Here is a 23,170-nt window from a genome sequence, read left to right as displayed (position 1 = left end):
ACCCCCGCCGCGGGCCCCCCCCCCGGGGGGGCGCCCCTTCTCACGCTCAACCGAGCGCAGCGCTTACGCGGCGACGACCTCGATGTTGACCTTGGCGGCCACCTCGGGGTGCAGACGCACGGACGCCTCGTGGGCGCCCAGCGACTTGATCGGCGCGCCCAGCTCGATGCGGCGCTTGTCGACCTCGGGGCCACCGGCAACCTTGATCGCGGAAGCGATGTCGGCAGCGGTCACGGCACCGAAGAGGCGGCCGGCGTCGCCGGAGCGGGTCGCCAGACGCACCTTGACGGCCTCGAGCTGGCCCTTGATCTGGTTGGCCTGCTCGATCGTCTGGATCTCGTGGATCTTGCGAGCACGACGGATCTGCTCGACGTCCTTCTCGCCACCCTTGGTCCAGCGGATCGCGAAACCACGCGGGACCAGGTAGTTGCGAGCGTAGCCGTCCTTGACGTCAACGACGTCGCCAGCGGCACCGAGGCCGGAGACCTCGTGGGTGAGGATGATCTTCATGATTCGGTCACCCTTCCCTTATCGCGCGGTGGACGTGTAGGGCAGCAGCGCCATCTCACGGCTGTTCTTGACGGCCGTGGCGACGTCACGCTGGTGCTGCGTGCAGTTGCCGGTCACGCGGCGGGCACGGATCTTGCCGCGGTCGGAAATGAACTTCCGCAGCATGTTCGTGTCCTTGTAGTCCACGTAGACGGTCTTGTCCTTGCAGAATGCGCAGACCTTCTTCTTCGGCTTGCGCACAGGCGGCTTCGCCATGGTGTATCTCCTGTGTGATCAAGAAGTGTGGGTGCGAGCCCGCCCTTAGAAGGGGGGCTCGTCCGAGTAGCCGCCGCCGGAGCCGCCGGAGCTTCCGCCCCAGCCGCCACCGCCGCCGCCCTGCTGGCCGCCGCCAGCCGCCGGCGCACCGGTCGCCCAGGGGTCACCGGCGGGAGCGCCGCCGCCCTGCTGCTGACCGCCACCGGAGCTTCCGCCCCAGTTGCCGCCGCCCTGCTGGCCGCCACCGCCGCCGTAACCACCCTGGCCACCGCGACCGGTGGTCTTGGTGACCTTGGCCGTGGCGTTCTTCAGGCTGGCGCCGACTTCCTCGACGTCCAGTTCGTAGACCGTGCGCTTGACGCCCTCACGGTCCTCGTAGGACCGCTGCTTCAGTCGGCCCTGCACGATGACGCGCATGCCTCGCTGGAGCGACTCCGCGACGTTCTCCGCCGCCTGTCGCCAGACCGAGCAGGTGAGGAAGAGGCTTTCGCCGTCCTTCCACTCATTGGTCTGACGGTCAAAGGTGCGGGGAGTGGACGCGACACGGAACTTCGCGACCGCCGCACCGGAGGGGGTGAAGCGCAGCTCGGGGTCATCGACAAGGTTGCCGACGACCGTGATGACGGTCTCGCCTGCCATGGGGGAACCTCTCGGCGGGTTGCTGCTGGCTGCTTGCTGCTACTCGATTCCCGAACTCCGCTGAGCTGGGAAAGCTCAGTGGGTCTCGGGACGGAGGACCTTGGTCCGGAGGACCGACTCGTTCAGGTTCATCTGGCGGTCGAGCTCCTTGACGACTGCAGGCTCGGCCTGCAGGTCGATGACCGAGTAGATGCCCTCGGGCTTCTTCTTGATCTCGTACGAGAGACGACGACGGCCCCAGGTGTCGACCTTCTCGACCTTTCCGTTGCCCTCACGGACGACGGAGAGGAAGTTCTCGATCAGGGGAGAGACAGCACGCTCTTCCAGATCGGGGTCGAGGATGACCATCACCTCGTAGTGACGCATGTGGAACCCACCTCCTTTGGACTCAGCGGCCACGGTCGTTCCGTGGCAGGAGGGTTGTTATGCGTACGCAACGGTATCGGCCACCACTGACAGTCGACCCTCGCGAGCGAGAGCTGATGCTGTGGCCTGGGCAGACACCGGTGCAGACGGTACAGACTACCCGCATGGCGGCTTCCGGTTGAAATCCGGTGGTCAGAGGACGCAATCTGGACACATCGGGTGTCGATGGCGCTACGATGCGCCTCTTCCGCCAGGAGGTGCCACTGATGGCACACGCAATGCGACCCAACACCGCCTCCCATCTTCTCGCCACAGACGGCAAGCCCCATCCGCTGCAGGACGCGCTGCTCGCCGTGACGCTGGTGCTCGGCGCGACAGCACTGGTCTCGGCGATGTTTCACAGCCTCCACCTGCTCAGCTCCTGGGCGGGCCTCATCGGCATCCTCACGGGCGGCTACGGCCAGTTCATCTCCGCGACGACCCGCGAGCGCTTCGGGCTGATCCTCGGCCTTGGTGCGTCCGCCGTCGGCTTCTATCTCGGCATGGCCCACGGCGGCCTCTTCGGCGGCTTGATCGGCTTCTAGGTTCAGAGGCAGGTCAGGGCCAACCTTGCGGGGGCCCGTCAGGGTGTTCCCCAGGCGCAGTAGGCTTCGGCGCGAGAGCCGGAGCCCCTGCCCCATGGGGACACACCTGCCGAGGAGCCCCCCGCATGAGCCTGACCCTGAGGACCATCAGTCAAGAGCAGCATCTGGCGTACATCCAGAGTCTGCCCTCGGCTAGCCATTGCCAGGTCCCAGCGTGGGCGAACGTCAAGAACGAATGGCGTTCCGAGAGCCTCGGCTGGTTCGACAAGAACGGTGAGTTGGTCGGCGCCGGCCTGGTGCTCTACCGCCAGCTGCCCAAGATCAAGCGCTATCTCGCCTATCTTCCCGAGGGCCCGGTCATCAACTGGCACGCGCCGAACCTCGACGACTGGCTGCAGCCGATGCTGGCGCATCTGAAGCAGCAGGGCGCCTTCTCCGTGAAGATGGGCCCGCCGGTGGTCATCCGCCGCTGGAAGGCCCCGACGATCAAGAAGGGCATCCAGGACCCGGACGTCAAGCGGCTGCGGGACATCGAGGCGGATGTCATCGAGCCGCGCGCCTTCGAGGTGGCCGACCGGCTCCGCAAGATGGGCTGGCAGCAGGGCGAGGACGGCGGGGCCGGCTTCGGCGACGTACAGCCGCGCTATGTGTTCCAGGTACCGCTCGCGGGCCGCGCGCTCGACGACGTCCAAAAGGGCTTCAACCAGCTGTGGCGCCGCAACATCAAGAAGGCCGAGAAGTCCGGCGTAGAGGTCGTCCAGGGCGGCTACGACGACCTTCCGGTCTGGCAGGAGCTGTACGAGGTCACCGCCGAGCGCGACCGGTTCCGGCCGCGTCCCCTCAGCTACTTCCAGCGGCAGTGGACGGCGCTCAACGCCGAGGACCCCAACCGGATGCGGCTGTACATCGCCAAGCACGAGGGCGAGCCACTGGCCGCCGCCACGATGATCACCGTCGGTAGCCATGTCTGGTACTCCTACGGCGCATCGGTCAACCACAAGCGCGAGGTGCGGCCCTCCAACGCCATGCAGTGGCGCATGCTCCGCGATGCCTACGCACTCGGCGCGAGCGTCTACGACCTGCGGGGCATCTCCGACTCGCTGGACGAGACCGACCACCTCTTCGGCCTGATCCAGTTCAAGGTCGGCACCGGCGGCGAGGCCGTCGAGTACGTCGGCGAGTGGGACTTCCCGCTCAACAAGGTGCTGCACAAGGCGCTCGACATCTACATGTCGCGCCGCTGACCCGCCCAGATTCCCTTCCTACCTTCGATACACCGCAGAGACGAGAAAGGTTCCGGGACCGGCCATGGCGCTCACGCTTTACGTCGACACCGCGCGCTGGCGAGCACATCACAAGCATGTGTTCGAACAGTTCCCGGGGATCATCCCCGTCTGCAAGGGCAACGGGTACGGCTTCGGCCACGAGCGGCTGGCCGATGAGGCGACCCGGCTCGGTGCCGACACGCTCGCCGTCGGCACCACGTACGAAGCCGCCCGCATCAAGGACTGGTTCGGCGGCGATCTGCTGGTGCTGACCCCGTTCCGGCGGGGTGAGGAGCCGGTGCCGCTGCCCGACCGCGTGATCCGCTCGGTGTCCTCCGTGGACGGCGTGCACGGTCTGGTCGGCGCGCGGGTGGTCATCGAGGTCATGAGCTCGATGAAGCGGCACGGCGTCAGTGAGCAGGACCTGCCCGAACTGCTGTCGGCCATCGAGGACGTACGCCTGGAGGGCTTCGGCATCCATCTGCCGCTGGACCGGGCCGACGGCTCGGACGCCGTCGAGGAGGTCATCGGCTGGATGGACCGGCTGCGCGCGGCCCGGCTGCCGCTGCACACCATGTTCGTCAGCCACCTCTCCGCCGAGGAACTCGGCCGTCTCCAGCAGCAGTTCCCGCAGACCCGGTTCCGGGTGCGGATCGGTACCCGGCTATGGCTGGGCGACCACGACGCGACCCAGTACCGCGGCTCGGTCCTCGACGTCACCCGTGTCACCAAGGGCGAGCGCTTCGGCTACCGCCAGCAGAAGGTCGCATCCGACGGCTATCTGGTGGTGGTCGCGGGCGGTACGTCGCACGGCGTCGGCCTGGAGGCCCCCAAGGCGCTGCACGGGGTGATGCCGCGGGCCAAGGGCGTGGCCCGGGCGGGCCTGGCGACCGTCAACCGCAATCTGGCGCCGTTCGTCTGGGCCGACAAGCAGCGCTGGTTCGCGGAACCACCGCATATGCAGGTGTCGATCCTCTTCGTACCCTCGGACGCTCCGGAACCGAAGGTCGGCGACGAGCTGGTGGCCCATCTGCGGCACACCACCACCCAGTTCGACCGCCTCGTCGACCACTGAGCCGAGCGGCGCCCGCCGCTCTCTCAGCGTGAGCCGTCGTCCGACGTCCCCCGCTGGACCTCCCCCGTGCCCCACACGACAGGGGGCGCGAGGGAGGTCTGCGCCTCGGCGTAGTCCGGCTGCGGGGTGTGCCTGAGGGTGAAGACATCCTCCGCCCCGTCCAGTGCGCCGCCCGACGGGTCATCGGAGCCGTCCCGTCGCACCGCGTCCCGCTCCGGCATCAGGATGTCGCGCACGACGACGGCGCACAGGTAGAGCGTGCCCAGCAGATGCACCATGATCACCAGGTGGTAGCCCTCCTGCGGCAGGCCCTGGTGCTTGTCCCCGCTCGTCGTGTACCCGAGGTACATCCAGATGCCCAGGAAGTACATGACCTCGCAGGCCTGCCAGATCAGGAAGTCCCGCCAGCGCGGCCTGGCGAGCGCCGCGAGCGGGATCAGCCACAGTACGTACTGCGGTGAGTAGACCTTGTTGGTGAGGATGAAGGCCGCCACAACCAGCAGGGCCAACTGAGCGAAACGCGGCCTGCGCGGGGCGGCCAGCGCGAGCGCTCCGATGCCGAGGCAGGCCAGCAGCATCAGCGCGGTGGCGAGATTGTTCACCGTGTCCGTGGTGAGGGGGGTGTCCATGCGCTGCTGGAGGATGAGCCAGAAGGAGCCGAAGTCGGCCCCGCGTTCCTGGCTGTACACGTAGAACCGCTTCCACCCGTCCGGAGCGAGCGCCATCACCGGCAGGTTCACCACCAGCCAGGCGCCGACCGCGCCGCCCGCGGCGAGCCCGAACTCCCGCCACTTCCCCGCCCTCCAGCACAGCACCAGGAGAGGGCCGAGCAGGAGGACGGGATAGAGCTTGGCCGCGGTCGCCAGTCCGAGCAGCACGCCAAAGGCGAGGGCACGCCCACGCGACCACATCAGCATCGCGGCGGACGTGAGCGCGAGGGCCAGCAGATCCCAGTTGATGGTGGCGGTGAGCGCGAGGGCGGGCGCGAGAGCGACCAGCAGGCCGTCCCAGGGGCGACGACGGTGGGTACGTACGACAGAGACCGCGATGACCACCGCGCAGACCATCAGCATGCCGGAGTTCACCAGCCAGTAGATCTGCTCGCGGTGCTGGATGGTTCCGCCGTCCGGGATGAACCAGGAGGCGACCTCCATGAAGACACCGGTCAGCACCGGGTACTCGAGGTACTGGTGATCGCCGGCCAACTCGTCGAAGTACGGCACCAGGCCATCGGCGAAGCCGCGGCCCGCGAAGAGATGCGGGATGTCGGAGTAGCAGGCGTGCGTGTACTGCGAACCGGCGCCGAAGAACCACGCCCCGTTGTAGCAGGGCAGCTTCTGCACCATGCCAAGGGCGAACATGCCGATGGCTACCAGAGCGATGACGCGTACGGGGGTCCACCAGCTCCTGCCGAGCAGCGCCCGCTTCCCGACCGGTCCACCGATCAGCTCGCTGCCCGCCGCGGCGACCTCGTCCTGCCGCGTCGGCGGCACCGGGTCTGTGTGCGGTGCGCCCGGGCTCGTCCTGCTCGTCGTCATGGGCTCATCCTGCCGCATCCGTCTGAGGACACGGCGAGGGCCGCCGCACCGTGTGGTGCGGCGGCCCTTGTTTCACGTGAAACGCGCAATCGGAGCGCGGCTAGCCCTCTCTGCCTGCGATCCAGCCGCCGCCGTTGCCATTGCCGTTGCCACCGCTGTCCGTGGTCCCACCGTCGTCGGTCCCGCCGTCGGTGGTCCCACCGTCGGTTGTCCCGCCATCGGTGGTCCCACCGTCCGTCGTGCCACCGTCGGTGAACCCGCCGTCGGTGGTCCCGTCCGTCGTCCCGCCGTCGTCAGTCCCGCCGTCCGTGGTCCCACCGTCCGTCGTCCCACCGTCGTTCTGGCACTTCCAGTCGTTCGGCTTGCAGGACTCATTCGGGTCCGGCTTGTCCGAGGGTTCCTCGGTGGGCTCGGTCTCCTCCGGCGTCGCGCTGGGCTCCTCGGTCTCCTCCGGCTCCTCGGTGATGGTCGGCGTCGGGCTGGGGCTCTCCGCGCCACCTCCGTAGACCTTCTTGCCGATCGGCTCAGGCGGCGAGAACCGGAGTACCTTCTCGCCCTTCAGCGCCGTCTCCATGTAGTCCTTCCAGATCTTGGACGGGAAGGAGGCACCGTGGATCTTCTTCTCACCACCAGTCCCGAACATCTCGAGGAACTGCCGGTTCTTGGCCTTCTCGTCGTCGTTGAGCCGGTACATGCTGACGGCCGTGGACAGCTGCGGTGTGTAGCCGACGAACCAGGCCGACTTGTTGCCGTCGGTGGTGCCGGTCTTGCCCGCCACGTCACGGCCCGGAAGCTTGGCGTTGGTACCGGTGCCCGCATCCACGACGTTCTTCAGCACGTCGGTGACGTTGTCCGCCACGGCCGAGTCAAAGGGGCTGCGCGTCTCGGCCTTGTGTGTGTAGACCGGCTTTCCCCCGTGCTTGACCTCTTTGACCGAGTAGGGGTCGTTCTGCTTGCCACTCGCCGCGAAGGTGCCATAGGCGCCGGCCATCCGGATCGCGCTGGGGGAGTCGATACCGAGCGCCACCGACGGCACCTCGCCCTTGGTCAGGCTGTCCTCGTGGAGCCCCGCGTCGGCCGCTGCCTTACGCACCTTGGAGATGCCGACGTCCATGCCGAGCTGCACATACGGCGAGTTCACGGAGTGCTGCATGGCTTCGCGCAGGCTGACGCTCCACGTCGGGGCCTCGCCATACGACTGCTTGCCGTCGTTCTCCTGGCGCCACTGCTCGCCGTTCTCGTCCTGCCAGACCGAGCCGTCGTAGTTCTTGATCTTCAGGTCGTTCTTGCCGCTGTACAGGCTCTTCGGTGAGACCGGGGTCCGCTCGGACTCGGGCTGATCCGCCGCGCCCTCAGGGTCCCGCACGCCGTCCCGCATCGCGGCCGCCAGCACGAAGGGCTTGAAGGTCGAACCGACCTGGGCACCTGTGACGTCGGCGTTGTTGGTGAAGTGCTTGCCGTAGTCCTCGCCACCGTAGGTGGCCACGATCGCACCGGTCCTCGGGTCCACCGAAGCACCGCCGAACTGGACATGGGTGTCCAGATCCGGACGGGCCTTCTCGTCGATGTTCTTCTTGATGACCTTCGACACGGCCTTCTCGAGCTCGTCGACCTTCTTCTTTTCGAAGGTCGTGTGAATCTCGTAGCCGCCCTGCCTCAGTTCGGCTTCAGTAATGCCCGTGTTGTTGATGACGTAGGACTTGGCGAGGTTTACGAGATAGCCGATCTGGCCGCTCAGCTGGGTGTTGCTCCGGCCGTTCTCCACCTTCGGGAACTTCTTGTACTTGTCCCTGTCGGAGGGCGAGAGGTGGCCGTCCTTGACCTGCTCGTCAAGGATCCACTTCCAGCGCTTCTCTGCCCGGGCCTGGTTCTTCTCCCGAGTGGCCTCAGCCGGATCGATCTCCGGGTTGCCGGCGGGATCGAAGTAGGTGGCGCCCTTGAGGACCGCGGCGAGCAGGGCGCACTCGCTCGCGTTCAGCTCGACGGCGGGCTTGTCGAAGTAGGCACGGGAGGCCGCCTGGATACCGTAAGCACCGCGTCCGTAATACGCGGTGTTCAGATATCCGGCCATGATGTCCTTCTTCTCCATCTTCGCGCCGACCTTTATGGAGATGAAGAGCTCCTGGAACTTCCGCGTGAGCGTCTGGTCCTGGGAGAGCCTCGAGTTCTTGACGTACTGCTGGGTGATCGTGGAACCGCCCTGGGTGTTCCCACCCTTTGCCATGTTGTAGACGGCACGGCCGATCCCCATGGGGTCGATGCCCTTGTCCTGCTCGAACGTCTTGTTCTCGGCCGAGATGACGGCGTACCGCATCTCCTTGGGGATCTTGGAGTAGGGGATGATCTGGCGGTTGTATTCACCACCCGTGGCGACCATCTGCTTGCCGTCGGCCCAGTAGAAGACGTTGTTCTGCGCGGTGGCCGTCTCTTGCACCTTCGGAACTTCCACCATCGCGTACCCGATGCCCGCGGCGGCGACCAGCAAGCCGAGGAAGCCGATGACGGTGCCCGTCACCTGCTTCCACGACGGAACGAGCTTGCGCCAGCCGTACTTGCCCGCGCGCGGGTAGTCGATGAACCGCTTCTTCGGCGGTTCAGCGCCTCCGCGTCCTCTGCCGCGCCCGGGCCCGGGCGGCCCACCTCCGCGACGGCCTCCGCCGCCACCCTCGGGCGGACGGCGCCGACCGCCTCCGCCTGTGCTGCGCTGCGCGGCGCGGCGGGCCTCGGCCCGGCCGCCGTACGTGCGGTCATCGCCAGGCGAACCGTACGAGCCGGAGGGCTCATACGAACCGGACGGCGATCCTGTAGCGCTCCGCGGTGCGGCACGTCGGCCGGATGACGCCCCTGGGGCGCCGCGCCTGGCCGCGGCACGTCCGCCGCCCTGCGGCGGCGGCGGTTTGCGACGGTGCTCGCTCATCGAACGACTACTCCTCGGGCAGGCGCAGAAATGCGCGCCTGGAAGCGGCAGGTGGTTTCCGGTCCCCCCGATGTACGCGTGTGCCCTTCCCCTGGCTCACCCGTACGGCATCCCGTACGTCAGCGCACGGCCGCCCTCTGGCGTCACATGGCTCCCGATGGTCTGCATGGAGCACAGACTACGCACGGTCAAAACCCCCCTAGGGTCGAAGGTCACCCCAAAACAGGCAACTTGCCCGCTATGAATCCGTGATGTGACGCCGTTCACCGTGCCCCCTCTTGTCGCAACCGTGACTCGGCTCTATCGTGCTGATGTATCGAGTCGATACATCAGCACGGCATAACGGCCATCGGGACACCGACGCAGAGGGGTGGCGAAGGATGAGCAGACGCTCCGGCATCCTTGAGTTCGCTGTCCTCGGCCTGCTCCGCGAATCTCCGATGCACGGCTATGAGCTGCGGAAACGTCTCAATACATCACTGGGAGTGTTCCGCGCCTTCAGCTACGGGACGCTCTACCCCTGCCTCAAGACACTGGTCGCCAACGGCTGGTTGATCGAGGAACCGAGCAGCACACCAGACGAAGCCCTCGCCACGCCCCTCACCGGCCGCCGCGCCAAGATCGTCTACAGGTTGACGGCGGAAGGTAAGGAGCGTTTCGAGGAGCTGCTCTCGCAGACCGGCCCGGACGCGTACGAGGACGAGCACTTCGCCGCGCGCTTCGCCTTCTTCGGACAGACGTCGCGCGACGTACGGATGCGGGTGCTCGAGGGCCGAAGGAGCCGGCTCGAGGAGCGCCTTGAGAAGATGCGCGCCTCGTTGGCCAGGACCCGGGAGCGTCTGGACGACTACACGCTTGAGCTGCAGCGGCACGGTATGGAGTCCGTGGAGCGCGAAGTGCGCTGGCTGAACGAGCTCATCGAGAGCGAGCGCACCGGGCGGGATCAGCGACAATCCCCCGCCACGGACGCTGCTGAGCAGGACACATCTGCAGACGCGGGCGGCCTGCCCCGGCACCGGGACAACACCCGGCCGGATCCGTCCGACGACACCGCCAAGTGAGGTCCAGCGATCAATGCTGGACCTCGTCGAGAACAAACAGGGAGCAACCGGAATGGGTTCGGTTCGTGTAGCCATCGTCGGCGTGGGCAACTGCGCCGCCTCGCTGGTGCAGGGCGTCGAGTACTACAAGGACGCCGACCCGGACGGCAAGGTCCCGGGCCTCATGCACGTCCAGTTCGGCGACTACCACGTGCGCGACGTCGAGTTCGTCGCTGCCTTCGATGTCGACGCGAAGAAGGTCGGCCTCGACCTCGCGGACGCCATCGGCGCGAGCGAGAACAACACCATCAAGATCTGCGACGTCCCGAACACCGGCGTGCAGGTCCAGCGTGGTCACACTCACGACGGCCTGGGCAAGTACTACCGCCAGACCATCGAGGAGTCCGCCGAGACCCCGGTCGACATCGTCCAGGTCCTCAAGGACAAGCAGGTCGACGTTCTCGTCTGCTACCTGCCGGTCGGCTCCGAGGACGCCGCCAAGTTCTACGCGCAGTGCGCCATCGACGCCAAGGTCGCCTTCGTCAACGCCCTCCCGGTCTTCATCGCCGGCACCAAGGAGTGGGCGGACAAGTTCACCGAGGCGGGCGTCCCGATCGTCGGTGACGACATCAAGTCGCAGGTCGGCGCCACCATCACGCACCGCGTCATGGCGAAGCTGTTCGAGGACCGCGGTGTCCGTCTTGAGCGCACCATGCAGCTGAACGTCGGCGGCAACATGGACTTCAAGAACATGCTCGAGCGCGACCGCCTCGAGTCCAAGAAGATCTCGAAGACGCAGGCCGTCACCTCGCAGATCCCCGACCGCGACCTGGGCGAGAACAACGTCCACATCGGTCCGTCGGACTACGTGGCCTGGCTGGACGACCGCAAGTGGGCGTACGTCCGCCTTGAGGGCCGCGCCTTCGGTGATGTCCCGCTGAACCTGGAGTACAAGCTCGAGGTGTGGGACTCGCCGAACTCCGCGGGTGTCATCATCGACGCGCTGCGCGCCGCGAAGATCGCCAAGGACCGCGGCATCGGCGGCCCGATCCTCTCCGCGTCCTCGTACTTCATGAAGTCCCCGCCGGTCCAGTACTTCGACGACGAGGCCTACGAGAACGTCGAGAAGTTCATCAAGGGCGAGGTCGAGCGCTAAGCGCCGTCACTTCGTGAGCGCGGGCCCCTGGGTAAATGCACCCAGGGGCCCGTGCGTTGTGTGAGGCTTTGCCTCATGCCTGTCGTCCGTGATCTGCGCGTTCTGCTGCGGTTTCGCGACTTCCGGCGGCTGCTCGCGGTCCGGCTGCTGTCCCAGTCGGCGGACGGGGTCTACCAGGTCGCGCTCGCCACGTACGTCGTCTTCTCACCCGAGAAGCAGACCTCGCCCACGGCCATCGCCTCCGCCATGGCCGTACTGCTCCTCCCGTACTCCTTTATCGGCCCCTTCGCGGGCGTTCTCCTCGACCGCTGGCCGCGGCGGCAGGTCTTCCTGTACGGGAATCTGCTGCGGGCGCTGCTCGCGGGCGCGACCGCCCTGCTGATCCTGAGCAACGTGCCGGACTGGCTCTTCTACACCTCGGCCCTGTGTGTCACGGCCGTCAACCGCTTCGTCCTGGCCGGGCTCTCGGCCGCGCTGCCGCGGGTGGTCGACCCGGACCGGCTGGTCATGGCCAACTCCTTGTCGCCGACCGCCGGGACACTGGCCGCGACCGCGGGCGGCGGCCTCGCGTTCGCCGTGCAACTGGTGGCCTCGGGCTCCAACACCGCGGTGGTACTGCTCGGGGCGACGCTCTACCTCTGCTCGGCGCTCGCCTCGCTGCGCATCCCGCGCGGACTGCTCGGCCCGGACCCCGAGTTGATGCAACCCCGGCTGTGGACCGCGGTGGCCTCCACAGCGCAGGGCCTGGCAGCCGGGGTGCGGCACCTCACGGAGCGCCGCCGCGCGGCCCGGGCGCTCGCGGCCATGACGGCGATGCGGTTCTGCTACGGCGCGCTGACGGTCATGGTGCTGATGCTGTGTCGGTACGCCTGGTCATCCACCGAGTCCGAGGGTCTTGCGCTGCTCGGCCTCGCGGTCGGGGTCTCGGGGGCGGGGTTCTTCGCGGCGGCCGTGGTGACGCCCTGGGCGGTCGGGCGGTTCGGGCCCAGCGGGTGGATGGCCGTGTGCGCGGCCGCCGCGGCCGTCCTGGAACCGGCCCTCGGGCTGTCCTTCGCCCCGGCCCCGATGCTGATCGCCGCCTTCGTCCTCGGGCTCGTCACCCAGGGCGCGAAGATCGCCACGGACACGACGGTGCAGTCCGCGATCGACGACGGCTTCCGTGGCCGGATCTTCTCCCTCTACGACGTGCTCTTCAACGTCGCCTTCGTGAGCGCCGCCGCAGTGGCCGCACTGATACTGCCCGCTGACGGACGCTCGGCTCCGCTGGTGGTAGCAGTCGCGGTGCTCTACGCAGCAATTGCTGTCGGTATGGCCCGATCTGACCTGCAGTAAGTGTCACATCAGTGCCACAGAGCCTCTTCTGGCTTCAATGATGCCCCTGAGGGCCGGTAGCTTACGGGCGTCAATTACGCGCCATCGCACCTACGTTCCAGGGGGAACCCAGTGACTACTCCGCCGCCGCAGGGCCAGAACCCGTTCAACCAGCAGGCCCCGCAGGGCGACCCTCAGCAGCCCGGGGGCCCGCAGCAGTCCCCGTACTTCAACCAGGGTGCGCCGGTTCCGCCCCCGGCCGCTCCTGCTCGCGGTGGAGTGAAGAAGTACCTGCGATTCGTCGTTCCCGTCCTCGGCCTGGCCGTCGCTGCCGGCGCCTACTTCTTCGGTGGTGACGACGCCACCAAGCTCAAGGCCGGTGACTGCCTGCAGAACACGGGCTCGGACAGCAACGCCTCCATCGAGAAGCTCGACTGCGCCGACTCGAAGGCAACCCACAAGGTCCTGGAGAAGAAGGACGGCTCCAGCCTGGCGTCACTCGCCTGTCAGTCCGTCGAGGGCACCACCGCTGCCCTCACGTGGAAGGAAGGCTCCGACTCCTTCGTCCTCTGCCTGGCGGAGAACAAGTAGGGCCTGGCAAATAAGACCTGGCAAAGACGGAGGGTCCGGTGTGTTTCACGTGAAACACACCGGACCCTCCGTCTTTGCCAGGTCTTATTTGCCAGGCCCTACTTGTTCTCCGCCAGGCAGAGGACGAAGGAGTCGGAGCCTTCNCAACCCCCCCCCCCACCGCTGCACGGTCAGCTCTGTGCCGCCCACCACTCCTTGAGCGCGGCGACCGCCGCGTCGCGCTCCATCGGACCGTTCTCCAGGCGAAGCTCCAACAGGAACTTGTACGCCTGACCGATCACCGGGCCCGGGCCGACATTGAGCACCTTCATGATCTCGTTGCCGTCCAGGTCGGGGCGGATGGAGTCCAGCTCCTCCTGCTCCTGGAGCCGTTCGATGCGCTCTTCCAGGCCGTCGTAGGCACGTGACAGTGCACCGGCCTTCCGCTTGTTGCGCGTCGTGCAGTCGGAACGGGTGAGCTTGTGCAGCCGGGTCAGCAGCGGGCCCGCGTCACGGACGTAGCGGCGTACCGCGGAGTCCGTCCACTCGCCGGTCCCATAGCCGTGGAAGCGCAGATGGAGTTCGACGAGGCGTGAGACGTCCTTCACGAGCTCGTTGGAGTACTTGAGCGCGAGCATCCGCTTCTTGGTCATCTTGGCGCCCACCACTTCGTGGTGGTGGAAGGAGACCCGGCCGTCCTTCTCGAAGCGTCGTGTCTTCGGCTTGCCGATGTCGTGCAGCAGCGCGGCGAGCCGCAGCGTGAGATCCGGGCCGTCCTCCTCCAGATCGATCGCCTGCTCCAGAACCGTCAACGAGTGCTCGTAGACGTCCTTGTGCCGGTGATGCTCATCGCTCTCCAGGCGCAGCGCCGGAAGCTCCGGCAGCACCCGGTCGGCGAGACCGGTGTCGACGAGCAGAGCGAGGCCCTTACGCGGGTGGGCGGAGAGAACCAGCTTGTTCAGCTCGTCGCGGACCCGCTCGGCCGAGACGATCTCGATGCGCTCCGCCATCGCCTTCATCGCGGCGACAACACCCGGGTCCAGCTCGAAGTCGAGCTGCGCGGCGAACCGCGCGGCCCGCATCATCCGCAGCGGGTCGTCCGAGAAAGACTCCTCAGGAGTGCTGGGCGTCCGCAGCACGCCCGCTTCAAGATCCCCAAGGCCGCCGTGCGGGTCGATGAAGTGCTTCTCCGGAAGTGCCACAGCCATCGCGTTGACGGTGAAGTCCCGGCGGACGAGATCGTCCTCGATCGAGTCGCCATACGACACCTCGGGTTTGCGTGAGGTCCTGTCGTACGCCTCCGAGCGGTACGTCGTGACCTCAAGCAAGTAGCCGTCCTTCTGGCAACCAACCGTGCCGAAGGCAATCCCGACCTCCCACACCGCGTCCGCCCACGGCCGGACGATCTTCAGTACGTCCTCGGGGCGGGCGTCGGTCGTGAAGTCCAGATCGTTGCCGAGCCGGCCGAGCAGCGCGTCCCTGACGGAGCCGCCGACCAGGGCAAGAGTGAACCCGGCCTCCTGGAAGCGGCGGGCAAGATCGTCGGCGACAGGGGACACGCGTAGCAGTTCGCTCACCGCTCGGCGCTGCACCTGACTCAGGGCACTGGGGTTGACTTCGTTGGCGTTCGGCACAACAGAAAAGGGTACGTGCCCGCGACCGCCCGAGCTTCCTCGTTTCCTGGCGGTCATGTGGAGCAGTCCGCGGCACTTCGCCCGAGCGGGGGTCGTTACCATGCGGGGACGCGAAAACAGCGACCACTCACGACGACCACTGACGGCAAGGGACGGGCGAACGCGTGGCCGAGGCGCCAGACTTCCAGGGGATGGCTCCCTCAGCTGCCCGCCGACGGCTGCGGCGCACGGCGACACTGCTCGTCGGAGCACCCTTGCTGGCCGGTCTGATGCAGGCACCGACCGCCCCGTCGGCCCACGCGGCAGGCGCCGTCGCCGCGACCGCCCATGGCAGCGTCGACGTCTCCGTGGACTCGCTCAGCCCCAGCGTCCCCTCGGAGGGCGACACCCTCACCATCTCCGGCCGGATCACCAACGAGGGCAAGCAGGACGTCACCGGCGCCGAGGCCGCCCTGCGAGTGGGGCCGGTCATGACGGCCCCCAGCGACATCGACCAGGCTGCGAAGAACAGCGACTCCCCGCAGCAGGTCACCGGGACGAAGATCGGCGGCAAGTACGCCGAGAAGTTCGACAAGCTCGCCCCCGGCGTCTCGCACACGTTCTCCCTCTCGATCCCCGTCGATGAGCTGGACCTCGGCAGCGACGGCGTCTACCAGCTCGGCGTCGCACTCTCCGGAAAGCCGGCAAACCAGCAGTACGGCCAGGTGCTGGGGATCGAGCGGACCTTCCTGCCGTGGCAGCAGAAGGACGCGAGCGAGAAGACCAGCACCACCTACCTCTGGCCGCTCATCTCCCAGACCCACCTCACCGCGGAGAGCGGCCCCGGAGAACAGCAGGCCCCGGTCTTCGCGGACGACACCCTGCTCAAGGAGATCTCCCCCGGCGGACGGCTCGAGCAGCTGCTCAACCTGGGCCGTGATCTTCCCGTCACCTGGGTCATCGACCCGGACCTGATCGCCTCCGTCGACGCGATGCGGGAGAGCTACCAGGTCATGGGCCCGGACGACACCCCGGTCGCGGGGAAGGGTCAGGCTGTCGCCAAGCGGTGGCTGAACACCCTCGAAGAGGCCGTCCAGGACAAGCAGGTCGTGGCGCTGCCCTTCGCCGACCCCGATCTGGCCTCACTGGCCCACCAGGGCAAGCGGGTCTCGGGCTCACTCAGCCATCTCAAGGACGCCACCGACGCGGCCGAGATCACCATGGAGACGGTGCTGCACGTGAAGCCGAGCACCGACTTCGCCTGGCCGGTGGATGGTGCGGTCGACCCCTCGATCGTCGATGTCGCCACCTCGGCGGGCGCCCACACCGTCATCGCCCGCAGCGACAGCCTGCGCGAGAGAGGCGGCCTGCAGTACACGCCCACGGCCGCCCGGCCGATCGGCGGCGGCACGACGGCCGTGGTCGCCGACGCCCGGCTGTCGACTGCGTTCCAGGGCGATATGACCACGGCCGAGAACTCAGCGCTGGCCGTGCAGAAGTTCCTCGCCCAGAGCCAGATGATCAACCTGCAGGACCCGGAGAAGCAGCGCAGCATCGTCGTCGCCCCCCAGCGCATGCCTTCCGTCAGCCAGGCCCAGACGATGGCCAGGGCCCTGCGCGCACTCGACGACGGCAACTGGTCCGAAGCCGAGGACCTGGTCTCGGCGGCCAAGGCCAAGCCGGACCCCCGCGCCACGACCCGGGTACCGGGCACCCGCTCCTACCCGTCCGGCCTGCGCAAGCAGGAGCTGCCGGAGGACGCCTTCCTCGGCATCCAGCGCACCAAGAAGACCCTCGACAGGTTCAAGGTCATCCTCAGCAAGCCGGAACGTGTGGTCACCCCCTTCGGCCGGGCGATCGACCGCGAGATGTCCACGTCCTGGCGCGGGCGGGCCAAGGAGGCCGGACGGTACCGCTCGGGCGTACAGGACTATCTCGTCGGGCTCACCGAGCAGGTGAAGCTGATCGAGAAGTCGGAGGCGAAGCTCTCCGGCCGCAGCGCGACCATCCCGGTGACGGTGCAGAACAACCTGGTGCAGGGCGTCGAGAACCTGACGCTGCGCCTCACCTCGACCAAGCCGAACCGTCTCAAGATCAGTGGTGCCCCCTACTACGAGCAGCCGATCAAGGTCTCCGGGGAGCACAGCCAGTCGGTGAAGTTCACCACGACGGCCAACGCCAACGGCCCGGTGCCGGTGACCGCCCAGCTCTTCACCGCGGACGGCGAGCCCTACGGTCCCGAGATCCGCTTCGATGTGAATGTCACCGAGGTGACCCTGACGGTCATGCTGGTCATCGCGGGCGGTGTGCTGCTGCTTGTCCTCGCCGGATTCCGGATGTACACCCAGCGCAAGCGCGCGGCGGCCCGTGAGGCCGCTGACGAGGCGGATGGGGACAACGGAGACGAGGGGAACACGACGCCGGACACCACTCCGGAAAACACCGACCCGTCCGGCACGGGTGAGAGAGTGGACCGTTGAGCGACGACATGGCCGGTGGGCCGTGGGACCCGATGAGGTGGGGTAAGCATGAACGCGCCGTACGACGGTGACCGCGGCCAGGGCGCGACCGGTGGCGATCCGGCGGGACAGCAGGTCCCGCCGCAGCAGCCCGCCCCGGATATGTACGTCCAGGACGCCTACGACCAGGACCCGTACCGCGCCCAGGACCTCGCCGCCCAGGACCCGGTGGCCGAGGCCCTCTACGACCGCGCCTCGCACCCGCCTCCGCCCCCGGGCACCTATGCGGAGCCCCGGCCGACGTACGGCCAGCCACCCGCGCCACCGCACGCGCCCGACCCGCGCCTGTGGGCCCAGACCCCGCCGCCCGAGCCCGACGGCCCATCCCGCCACCTGCCGTACGGCGACGACGCCCGCACGACGCAGTTCGTCGGCGTGGACGACCTGGTCACCCAGGCCAGCGAGGAGCGCCACGAGCCGGACGCGTTCGCGCATCTCTTCCGGGACCAGCAGGGCAACGGCACCCGCCCGCCCAGTGAGCCCCCGGTGGTTCCCGCACCGTCCCCGCCACCGCCGCCGCCCGCCTCGAAGAGCTCGGGCGGCCGCGCCTCCAGCCTGCTGAAGTCCAGCGCGGTGATGGCGGCGGGCACGATGGTCTCCCGCCTCACCGGCTTCATCCGCTCCGCGCTGATCGTCGCGGCGCTGGGTCTCGGCCTCCTGGGTGACAGCTTCCAGGTCGCCTACCAGCTACCGACGATGATCTACATCCTGACCGTCGGCGGCGGTCTGAACTCGGTCTTCGTACCGCAGCTCGTACGCGCCATGAAGGAAGACGGCGACGGCGGTCAGGCCTATGCCAACCGGCTGCTGACGGTCGTCATGGTGGTGCTCGGCGCGCTCACAGTGGCGGCGATGTTCGCGGCGCCGCTGCTCGTCCGCATGCTGTCCGTGCCGGTGGCGAACGACGCCGCGGCCAATGAGGTCGCAGTCACCTTCGTCCGCTACTTCCTGCCCTCCATCTTCTTCATGGGCGTCCATGTGGTGATGGGGCAGATCCTCAACGCCCGCGGATCGTTCGGCCCGATGATGTGGACCCCGGTCCTCAACAACATCGTCATCATCTTCACCCTGGGCACGTTCATCTGGGTGTACGGCACCGTCGAGAGCTCGAACCTGACGGCCGGGACCCTGCCGCCGGAGGCCAAACAGCTGCTCGGCATCGGCATCCTGCTCGGCATCGTCGTGCAGGGCCTGGCGATGATCCCGTATCTGCGGGAGTCCGGGTTCAAGATCCGGCTGCGCTTCGACTGGAAGGGCCACGGCCTCGGCAAGGCCGCGAAGCTCGCCAAGTGGACCGTGCTGTTCGTCCTGGCCAACCAGGCGGGCGTCCTCTTCGTCACTCAGCTGTCCACCGCTGCGGGCATCAACTCCGACGTCAAGGGCACCGGCTTCGCCGCCTACGCCAACGCCCAGCTCATCTGGGGTCTGCCACAGGCCATCATCACCGTCTCGCTGATGGCCGCCCTGCTGCCCCGGCTGTCGCGCTCGGCCCACGATGGTGACACCGGCGCCGTCCGCGACGACATCTCGCAGGGACTGCGCAACACGGCCGTCGCCATCGTCCCGATCTCCTTCGGGTTCATCGCACTCGGTATCCCGATGTGCACCCTGATCTTCGGCGGCTCGGGGGCCGACAGCGCCACGAACATGGGCTTCATGCTGATGGCCTTCAGCCTCGGCCTGATCCCGTACTCCGTGCAGTACGTCGTGCTGCGTGCCTTCTACGCGTACGAAGACACCCGCACGCCCTTCTACAACACGGTCATCGTGGCCGCGGTGAACGCCGCGGCCGCCGTGCTCTGCTTCTACCTGCTCCCGGCCCGCTGGGCCGTGGCCGGTATGGCCGCGTCCTACGGTCTCGCCTACGCGATCGGCGTGGGGGTCGCCTGGCGGCGGCTGCGCAAGCGGCTGGACGGCAACCTGGACGGCGCTCATGTCCTGCGTACGTACGCCCGGCTGGGCATCGCCTCGGTCCCCGCAGCGCTCCTCGCCGGCGGTGTCGCGTACGCGATCACCCAGGGGCTCGGCCAGGGGGTCCTCGGCTCTCTCGCCGCGCTGATCGGTGGAGGAATCGTGCTGCTCGGTGTCTTCTTCGTCGCCGCGCGGCGGATGCGGATCGAGGAGATGAACGCCTTGGTCGGAATGGTCCGCGGACGTCTCGGCCGCTGAACAGAGCGGCAGTCCGGCTGAGCCAGTGCAACCATCACCGGCCTCCGCGTGTCGTGCAGACCGGCAGAGTGTGGGCACAATTGGCTTTGGCGTCGTACAGAGCGCAACGGATGGGGAGGCAGGAACGACGGTGGCGGAACGGAGCACGGCTGCCGTCGACGTGGCAGCAGGGAGCAATGGTGAGTCAATGACCGCCAAAGCGGACCAGCCCACGGCCGACGGGGCGCCCCAGAGCCGGGACACGGCAACGGGCCAAGGGGATCAGCAGGCCGATGGCGGCACGGAAACGGGCAGGCCACAGGTACAACCGCCCGAGCTGCACAGCGGGCACAAGCTCGCCAGACGCTATCGGCTCGAAGAGTGCGTCACCCGTCTGGACGGATTCAGCAGCTGGCGCGCGGTAGACGAGAAGCTCCGCCGCGCCGTCGGCGTCCATCTGCTGCCCGCCGACCACCCGCGCGCCCGCTCGGTGCTCTCCGCGGCCCGCTCGTCCGCCCTGCTCGGCGATCCCCGCTTTGTCCAGGTCCTCGACGCCGTCGAGGAGAACGACCTGGTCTACGTGGTGCACGAGTGGCTGCCGGACGCCACCGAACTGACTTCCGTGCTCGCCTCAGGACCGCTTGAGGCGCACGACGCGTATCAGCTCGTCAGCCAGGTCTCGCAGGCCATGGCGGCCGCGCACCGCGAAGGTCTGGCCCATCTGCGACTCACCCCAAGCGCCGTACTGCGCACCTCGTCGGGCCAGTACCGCATCCGTGGCCTGGCCGTGAACGCCGCCCTGCGCGGCATCAGCTCCGACACACCGCAGCGCACCGACACCGAGGCGATCGGCGCGCTGCTGTACGCCTCACTGACCCAGCGCTGGCCCTATCAGGACGATGCGTACGGCATGGCCGGGCTCCCCAAGGACATCGGCCTGATCGCCCCCGACCAGGTGCGTGCGGGGGTCCACCGAGGACTGTCCGAGCTTGCCATGCGCGCGCTGGCCAATGACGGCGCCACCGCCTCCCGGCAGGAGCCGCCGTGCACCACCCCCGAGGAGCTGGCCAGGGCCGTCGGGGAGATGCCCCGAATCCGCCGCCCGGAACCCGCCTTCACGGCCCCGCCCGAGTACCAGCGCACCACGTACCAGCAGGGCACCTACCGGCGGCAGCCGACCTCCGCGGAAATGACCCAGCCGGTGCCTCCCGCCCCGCTCCAGGGCCGTACGGGCAAGGCTCTGAAGTGGGCCGTGTCCGCCCTGCTCATCGCTGCCCTCGGCCTGGGCAGCTGGCAGCTGGCAGACGCCCTCATGGACCGCGACAAGCCCGGCGACGACCCCGGCACCAGCACGCAGCCGAACGAGGCCGAGAACGACAAGCCCGGTGACGGCGAGGGCAAGGGCGACGACAGCCCTCAGCCGCTCACCATCAAGGGCGCCCAGGAGTACGCCCCGGACGGCTCCGCGCAGAACCCCGGGAACGTCGACAAGACCTACGACTCCGACGGCAACACGTACTGGCGCACCAAGAGCTTCGTGGACGGCCCCAAGCTGGCGCCCTACAAGCAGGGGGTCGGTATCGTCTACGACCTCGGCTCCGAACAGGACGTCTCGGCCGCGTCGATAGCGCTCCGCTACGGCGGGGACCGCACCACCGTCTCGCTCTACGCCGTGGACTCGCTGTCGCCGGCAGCGGCGGTGACGTCGATGAAGGCGATCGGGACCGGCACGACCTCCGCGACCACCGTGAAGGTCAACGCCAAGGACGTGGTCGCCACCCGCTATGTGCTGGTCTGGCTCACTGAGGTGCCGCGTTCGCCCAAGGACCAGTACAGCGGTGCGGGATACAAGCAGGCCATCACGGACGTGAAGCTCAAGGGCTGATCGGCGCACTGGGGGAGGGGCGCGGCGGTGGACGACGCCAGAAACGGCGAGAGAAGCGACCAGGACCTCCTGGCCGACCACGTCGCCGGAGACCCGGACGCCTTCGGCGAGCTGGTACGGCGCCACCGCGACCGCCTGTGGGCGGTGGCGCTACGCACCCTGGGAGACCGGGAAGAGGCCGCGGACGCGGTGCAGGACGCGCTCGTCTCCGCGTACCGGGCCGCCCATACCTTCCGTGGGCAGTCCGCCGTCACCACCTGGCTGCACCGGATCACCGTCAACGCCTGTCTTGACCGGGCCCGTAAGGCCGCCTCACGGAAGACCTCGCCGGTCGACGACCCGGAGCGCCTGGAGCAGCTCCTGGAACCGCATGAGTCGGCCTCTGCCCCGGCTGAGCGTCACGATCTGCACCGTGAGCTGATCGAGGCGCTGAGCACCCTGCCCGCCGACCAGCGGGCCGCCCTCGTGCTGGTGGACATGCAGGGCTACCCCGTGGCCGAGGCCGCCCGTGTACTCGACGTGCCCACCGGCACGGTGAAAAGCCGCTGTGCTCGCGGCAGAGCCCGGCTGCTGCCCCTCCTCCGCCACCTGCGTCCGGACGGCGGGGAGAGCAACCGGGGCAGTACTGGCGTAAGCAGATCCGGCACGGGAAGGAACCGGACGCAGGGGACGTCCGTCCCACCCGCAGCAGGCCCACGCGATACCGGGCCACAGGACACCGGACCAAGCGATTCAACTGCCGTGAAGGGCGGAGGTGGGCGAGCGTGACATCCACGCCCGACGCGGCCGAGCACCCCGAGGTATCGGAACTCTCCGACCTCACCGAGGATCTGCTCTCCCCGTCCCGTGCCGTCGATGTACGTCACCATCTCGACGGCTGCGCACTGTGTGCTGATGTCCACAGTTCGCTGGAGGAGATCCGCGGCCTGCTCGGTACGCTTCCCGGCCCGCCCCGGATGCCCGCCGAGATCGCCGGCCGCATCGACGCCGCCCTGGCCGCGGAGGCGCTGCTGGATGCCACCGCGCCAGAGGCCACAGCGCCGGACAGCACACGGAGCACCCAGAAGACCGCGCTCCGTGTTTCACGTGAAACACCGACCGCTCCACCCCGTGCGGCATCGACTGACACTTCCTCGGACGGCCCGCCGAACCGGCCCACGGGACGCCCGCGAGCCGCCACCGGCCCCGGTCGGCAGAGCTCCGGGCCGCGCCGACGCCGCCGCACCGTGGCCACCGCCGTACTCGGCGCTGTCGCTACCGTGGCGGCCATCGGCCTGGGCGCGCTGCTGATCCAGCCCGGCGAGGGCAGTGACGCGCGGGACAGCGCCAGCGCCCGGGCGTCGAAACAGGCGGAGTCGGCATCAGGAGCAGATACCTTCTCCGGAAACGATCTGAGTGATCAGGTGTCGGCTCTGCTCGCCACGGAGATCAACCGGGAAGCAGACTCCGCTCCCTCCACCACATCCGGTCTCGCCACCGAGCCTGGTGCCCGCACCCCGAACTCGCCGATGCGGGAGTCCGGGCCCGAGGTGCCGGAGTGCGTCGAGCGCGGTATCGACAGTGCGGCCCCTCCGCTCGCGGCGAAGCGAGGCACCTACGAGGGCACCAAGGCCTACCTCGTCGTGCTGCCTCATGCGTCCGACGGCTCACGTGTCTCGGCCTATGTCGTCGACGCTTCCTGTGCCGAGCGGGACTCCTCCGTCAAGGGCGAAGTACTGCTGACTCGCTCCTACCCTCGCCGCTGACAGCTCCGGGAATGCACGCCCCGTAGTATCCGTT

19 protein-coding genes are annotated in these 23,170 nt (G+C 68.1%); 12 read left to right on the top strand and 7 right to left on the bottom strand.

What is annotated here, in order from left to right:
* Positions 1 to 63 precede the first annotated feature (63 nt).
* From rplI to rpsF, 4 genes are all read right to left on the bottom strand, one after another.
* Entirely contained in the window at positions 64 to 510 is a 447-nt protein-coding gene (gene rplI / locus U9R90_RS17570; RefSeq protein ID WP_411057394.1) for a 50S ribosomal protein L9, read from the bottom strand.
* An 18-nt stretch (positions 511 to 528) separates the two neighbouring features.
* Positions 529 to 765 carry a 30S ribosomal protein S18 gene (gene rpsR / locus U9R90_RS17565; RefSeq protein ID WP_003956534.1) on the bottom strand — a complete coding sequence of 79 codons (237 nt, stop codon included), beginning with the start codon at positions 763 to 765 and terminating at the stop codon, positions 529 to 531.
* A 45-nt stretch (positions 766 to 810) separates the two neighbouring features.
* Positions 811 to 1,404: a single-stranded DNA-binding protein gene (locus U9R90_RS17560; protein ID WP_411057393.1), complete on the bottom strand. Its 594-nt coding sequence runs from the start codon at positions 1,402 to 1,404 to the stop codon at positions 811 to 813.
* A 75-nt stretch (positions 1,405 to 1,479) separates the two neighbouring features.
* Entirely contained in the window at positions 1,480 to 1,770 is a 291-nt protein-coding gene (gene rpsF, locus U9R90_RS17555) for a 30S ribosomal protein S6 (protein ID WP_006604399.1), read from the bottom strand.
* Between the two features lie 266 nt (positions 1,771 to 2,036).
* On the opposite strand from rpsF, the gene U9R90_RS17550 reads away from it, so the two are divergent.
* The 3 genes from U9R90_RS17550 to U9R90_RS17540 all read left to right on the top strand — a co-directional run bounded on the left by U9R90_RS17550 (position 2,037) and on the right by U9R90_RS17540 (position 4,694).
* Positions 2,037 to 2,354 carry a hypothetical protein gene (locus tag U9R90_RS17550; RefSeq protein WP_411057392.1) on the top strand — a complete coding sequence of 106 codons (318 nt, stop codon included), beginning with the start codon at positions 2,037 to 2,039 and terminating at the stop codon, positions 2,352 to 2,354.
* A gap of 125 nt (positions 2,355 to 2,479) precedes the next feature.
* Complete coding sequence (locus tag U9R90_RS17545; RefSeq protein ID WP_411057391.1) at positions 2,480 to 3,598, top strand: lipid II:glycine glycyltransferase FemX; 1,119 nt, start codon at positions 2,480 to 2,482, stop codon at positions 3,596 to 3,598.
* A 64-nt stretch (positions 3,599 to 3,662) separates the two neighbouring features.
* Complete coding sequence (locus U9R90_RS17540) at positions 3,663 to 4,694, top strand: alanine racemase (protein ID WP_411057390.1); 1,032 nt, start codon at positions 3,663 to 3,665, stop codon at positions 4,692 to 4,694.
* 23 nt (positions 4,695 to 4,717) lie between these two features.
* Here the strand turns inward: U9R90_RS17540 and U9R90_RS17535 are convergent, their stop codons facing one another.
* Both U9R90_RS17535 and U9R90_RS17530 read right to left on the bottom strand, forming a co-directional pair.
* Positions 4,718 to 6,232, bottom strand: coding sequence for a glycosyltransferase family 87 protein (locus U9R90_RS17535; RefSeq protein WP_411057389.1), 1,515 nt, complete (start codon positions 6,230 to 6,232; stop codon positions 4,718 to 4,720).
* A gap of 100 nt (positions 6,233 to 6,332) precedes the next feature.
* Positions 6,333 to 9,149, bottom strand: a complete 2,817-nt coding sequence (locus tag U9R90_RS17530; RefSeq protein ID WP_411057388.1) for a transglycosylase domain-containing protein — start codon at positions 9,147 to 9,149, stop codon at positions 6,333 to 6,335.
* A gap of 380 nt (positions 9,150 to 9,529) precedes the next feature.
* On the opposite strand from U9R90_RS17530, the gene U9R90_RS17525 reads away from it, so the two are divergent.
* From U9R90_RS17525 to U9R90_RS17510, 4 genes are all read left to right on the top strand, one after another.
* Positions 9,530 to 10,210 (top strand): helix-turn-helix transcriptional regulator, encoded by a 681-nt coding sequence (locus U9R90_RS17525; RefSeq protein ID WP_411057387.1) that lies wholly within the window; start codon positions 9,530 to 9,532, stop codon positions 10,208 to 10,210.
* A gap of 52 nt (positions 10,211 to 10,262) precedes the next feature.
* Entirely contained in the window at positions 10,263 to 11,345 is a 1,083-nt protein-coding gene (locus tag U9R90_RS17520; protein ID WP_411057386.1) for an inositol-3-phosphate synthase, read from the top strand.
* 75 nt (positions 11,346 to 11,420) lie between these two features.
* The gene (locus U9R90_RS17515; RefSeq protein ID WP_411057385.1) at positions 11,421 to 12,677 is read left to right on the top strand and encodes an MFS transporter; all 1,257 of its coding nucleotides are present in this window, start codon (positions 11,421 to 11,423) and stop codon (positions 12,675 to 12,677) included.
* A 111-nt stretch (positions 12,678 to 12,788) separates the two neighbouring features.
* Positions 12,789 to 13,247: a hypothetical protein gene (locus U9R90_RS17510; RefSeq protein WP_411057384.1), complete on the top strand. Its 459-nt coding sequence runs from the start codon at positions 12,789 to 12,791 to the stop codon at positions 13,245 to 13,247.
* Positions 13,248 to 13,417: 170 nt separating this feature from the next.
* On the opposite strand, the gene U9R90_RS17505 is transcribed toward U9R90_RS17510, so the two are convergent.
* Positions 13,418 to 14,860, bottom strand: coding sequence for a CCA tRNA nucleotidyltransferase (locus U9R90_RS17505; RefSeq protein WP_411057383.1), 1,443 nt, complete (start codon positions 14,858 to 14,860; stop codon positions 13,418 to 13,420).
* A 164-nt stretch (positions 14,861 to 15,024) separates the two neighbouring features.
* Between U9R90_RS17505 and U9R90_RS17500 the strand changes: the two genes are divergently transcribed.
* The 5 genes from U9R90_RS17500 (at position 15,025) to U9R90_RS17480 (ending at position 23,136) form a co-directional block, all read left to right on the top strand.
* Positions 15,025 to 17,319: a DUF6049 family protein gene (locus U9R90_RS17500; RefSeq protein ID WP_411057382.1), complete on the top strand. Its 2,295-nt coding sequence runs from the start codon at positions 15,025 to 15,027 to the stop codon at positions 17,317 to 17,319.
* A 48-nt stretch (positions 17,320 to 17,367) separates the two neighbouring features.
* Complete coding sequence (gene murJ, locus U9R90_RS17495; protein ID WP_411057381.1) at positions 17,368 to 19,527, top strand: murein biosynthesis integral membrane protein MurJ; 2,160 nt, start codon at positions 17,368 to 17,370, stop codon at positions 19,525 to 19,527.
* Positions 19,528 to 19,657: 130 nt separating this feature from the next.
* A complete protein-coding gene (locus tag U9R90_RS17490; protein ID WP_411057380.1) occupies positions 19,658 to 21,391 on the top strand; it encodes a protein kinase family protein in 1,734 nt (577 codons plus the stop codon).
* 27 nt (positions 21,392 to 21,418) lie between these two features.
* Positions 21,419 to 22,159, top strand: coding sequence for an RNA polymerase sigma factor SigM (gene sigM / locus U9R90_RS17485; protein WP_411057379.1), 741 nt, complete (start codon positions 21,419 to 21,421; stop codon positions 22,157 to 22,159).
* A complete protein-coding gene (locus U9R90_RS17480) occupies positions 22,156 to 23,136 on the top strand; it encodes a hypothetical protein (protein ID WP_411057378.1) in 981 nt (326 codons plus the stop codon). The genes sigM and U9R90_RS17480 overlap by 4 nt, the downstream gene beginning before the upstream one ends.
* Positions 23,137 to 23,170: the final 34 nt, after the last annotated feature.

The sequence above is a fragment of the Streptomyces sp. E11-3 genome, from assembly GCF_046540415.1.
Classification (GTDB): Bacteria; Actinomycetota; Actinomycetes; order Streptomycetales; family Streptomycetaceae; genus Streptomyces.
This window is presented reverse-complemented; position numbering and strand designations above follow the sequence as displayed.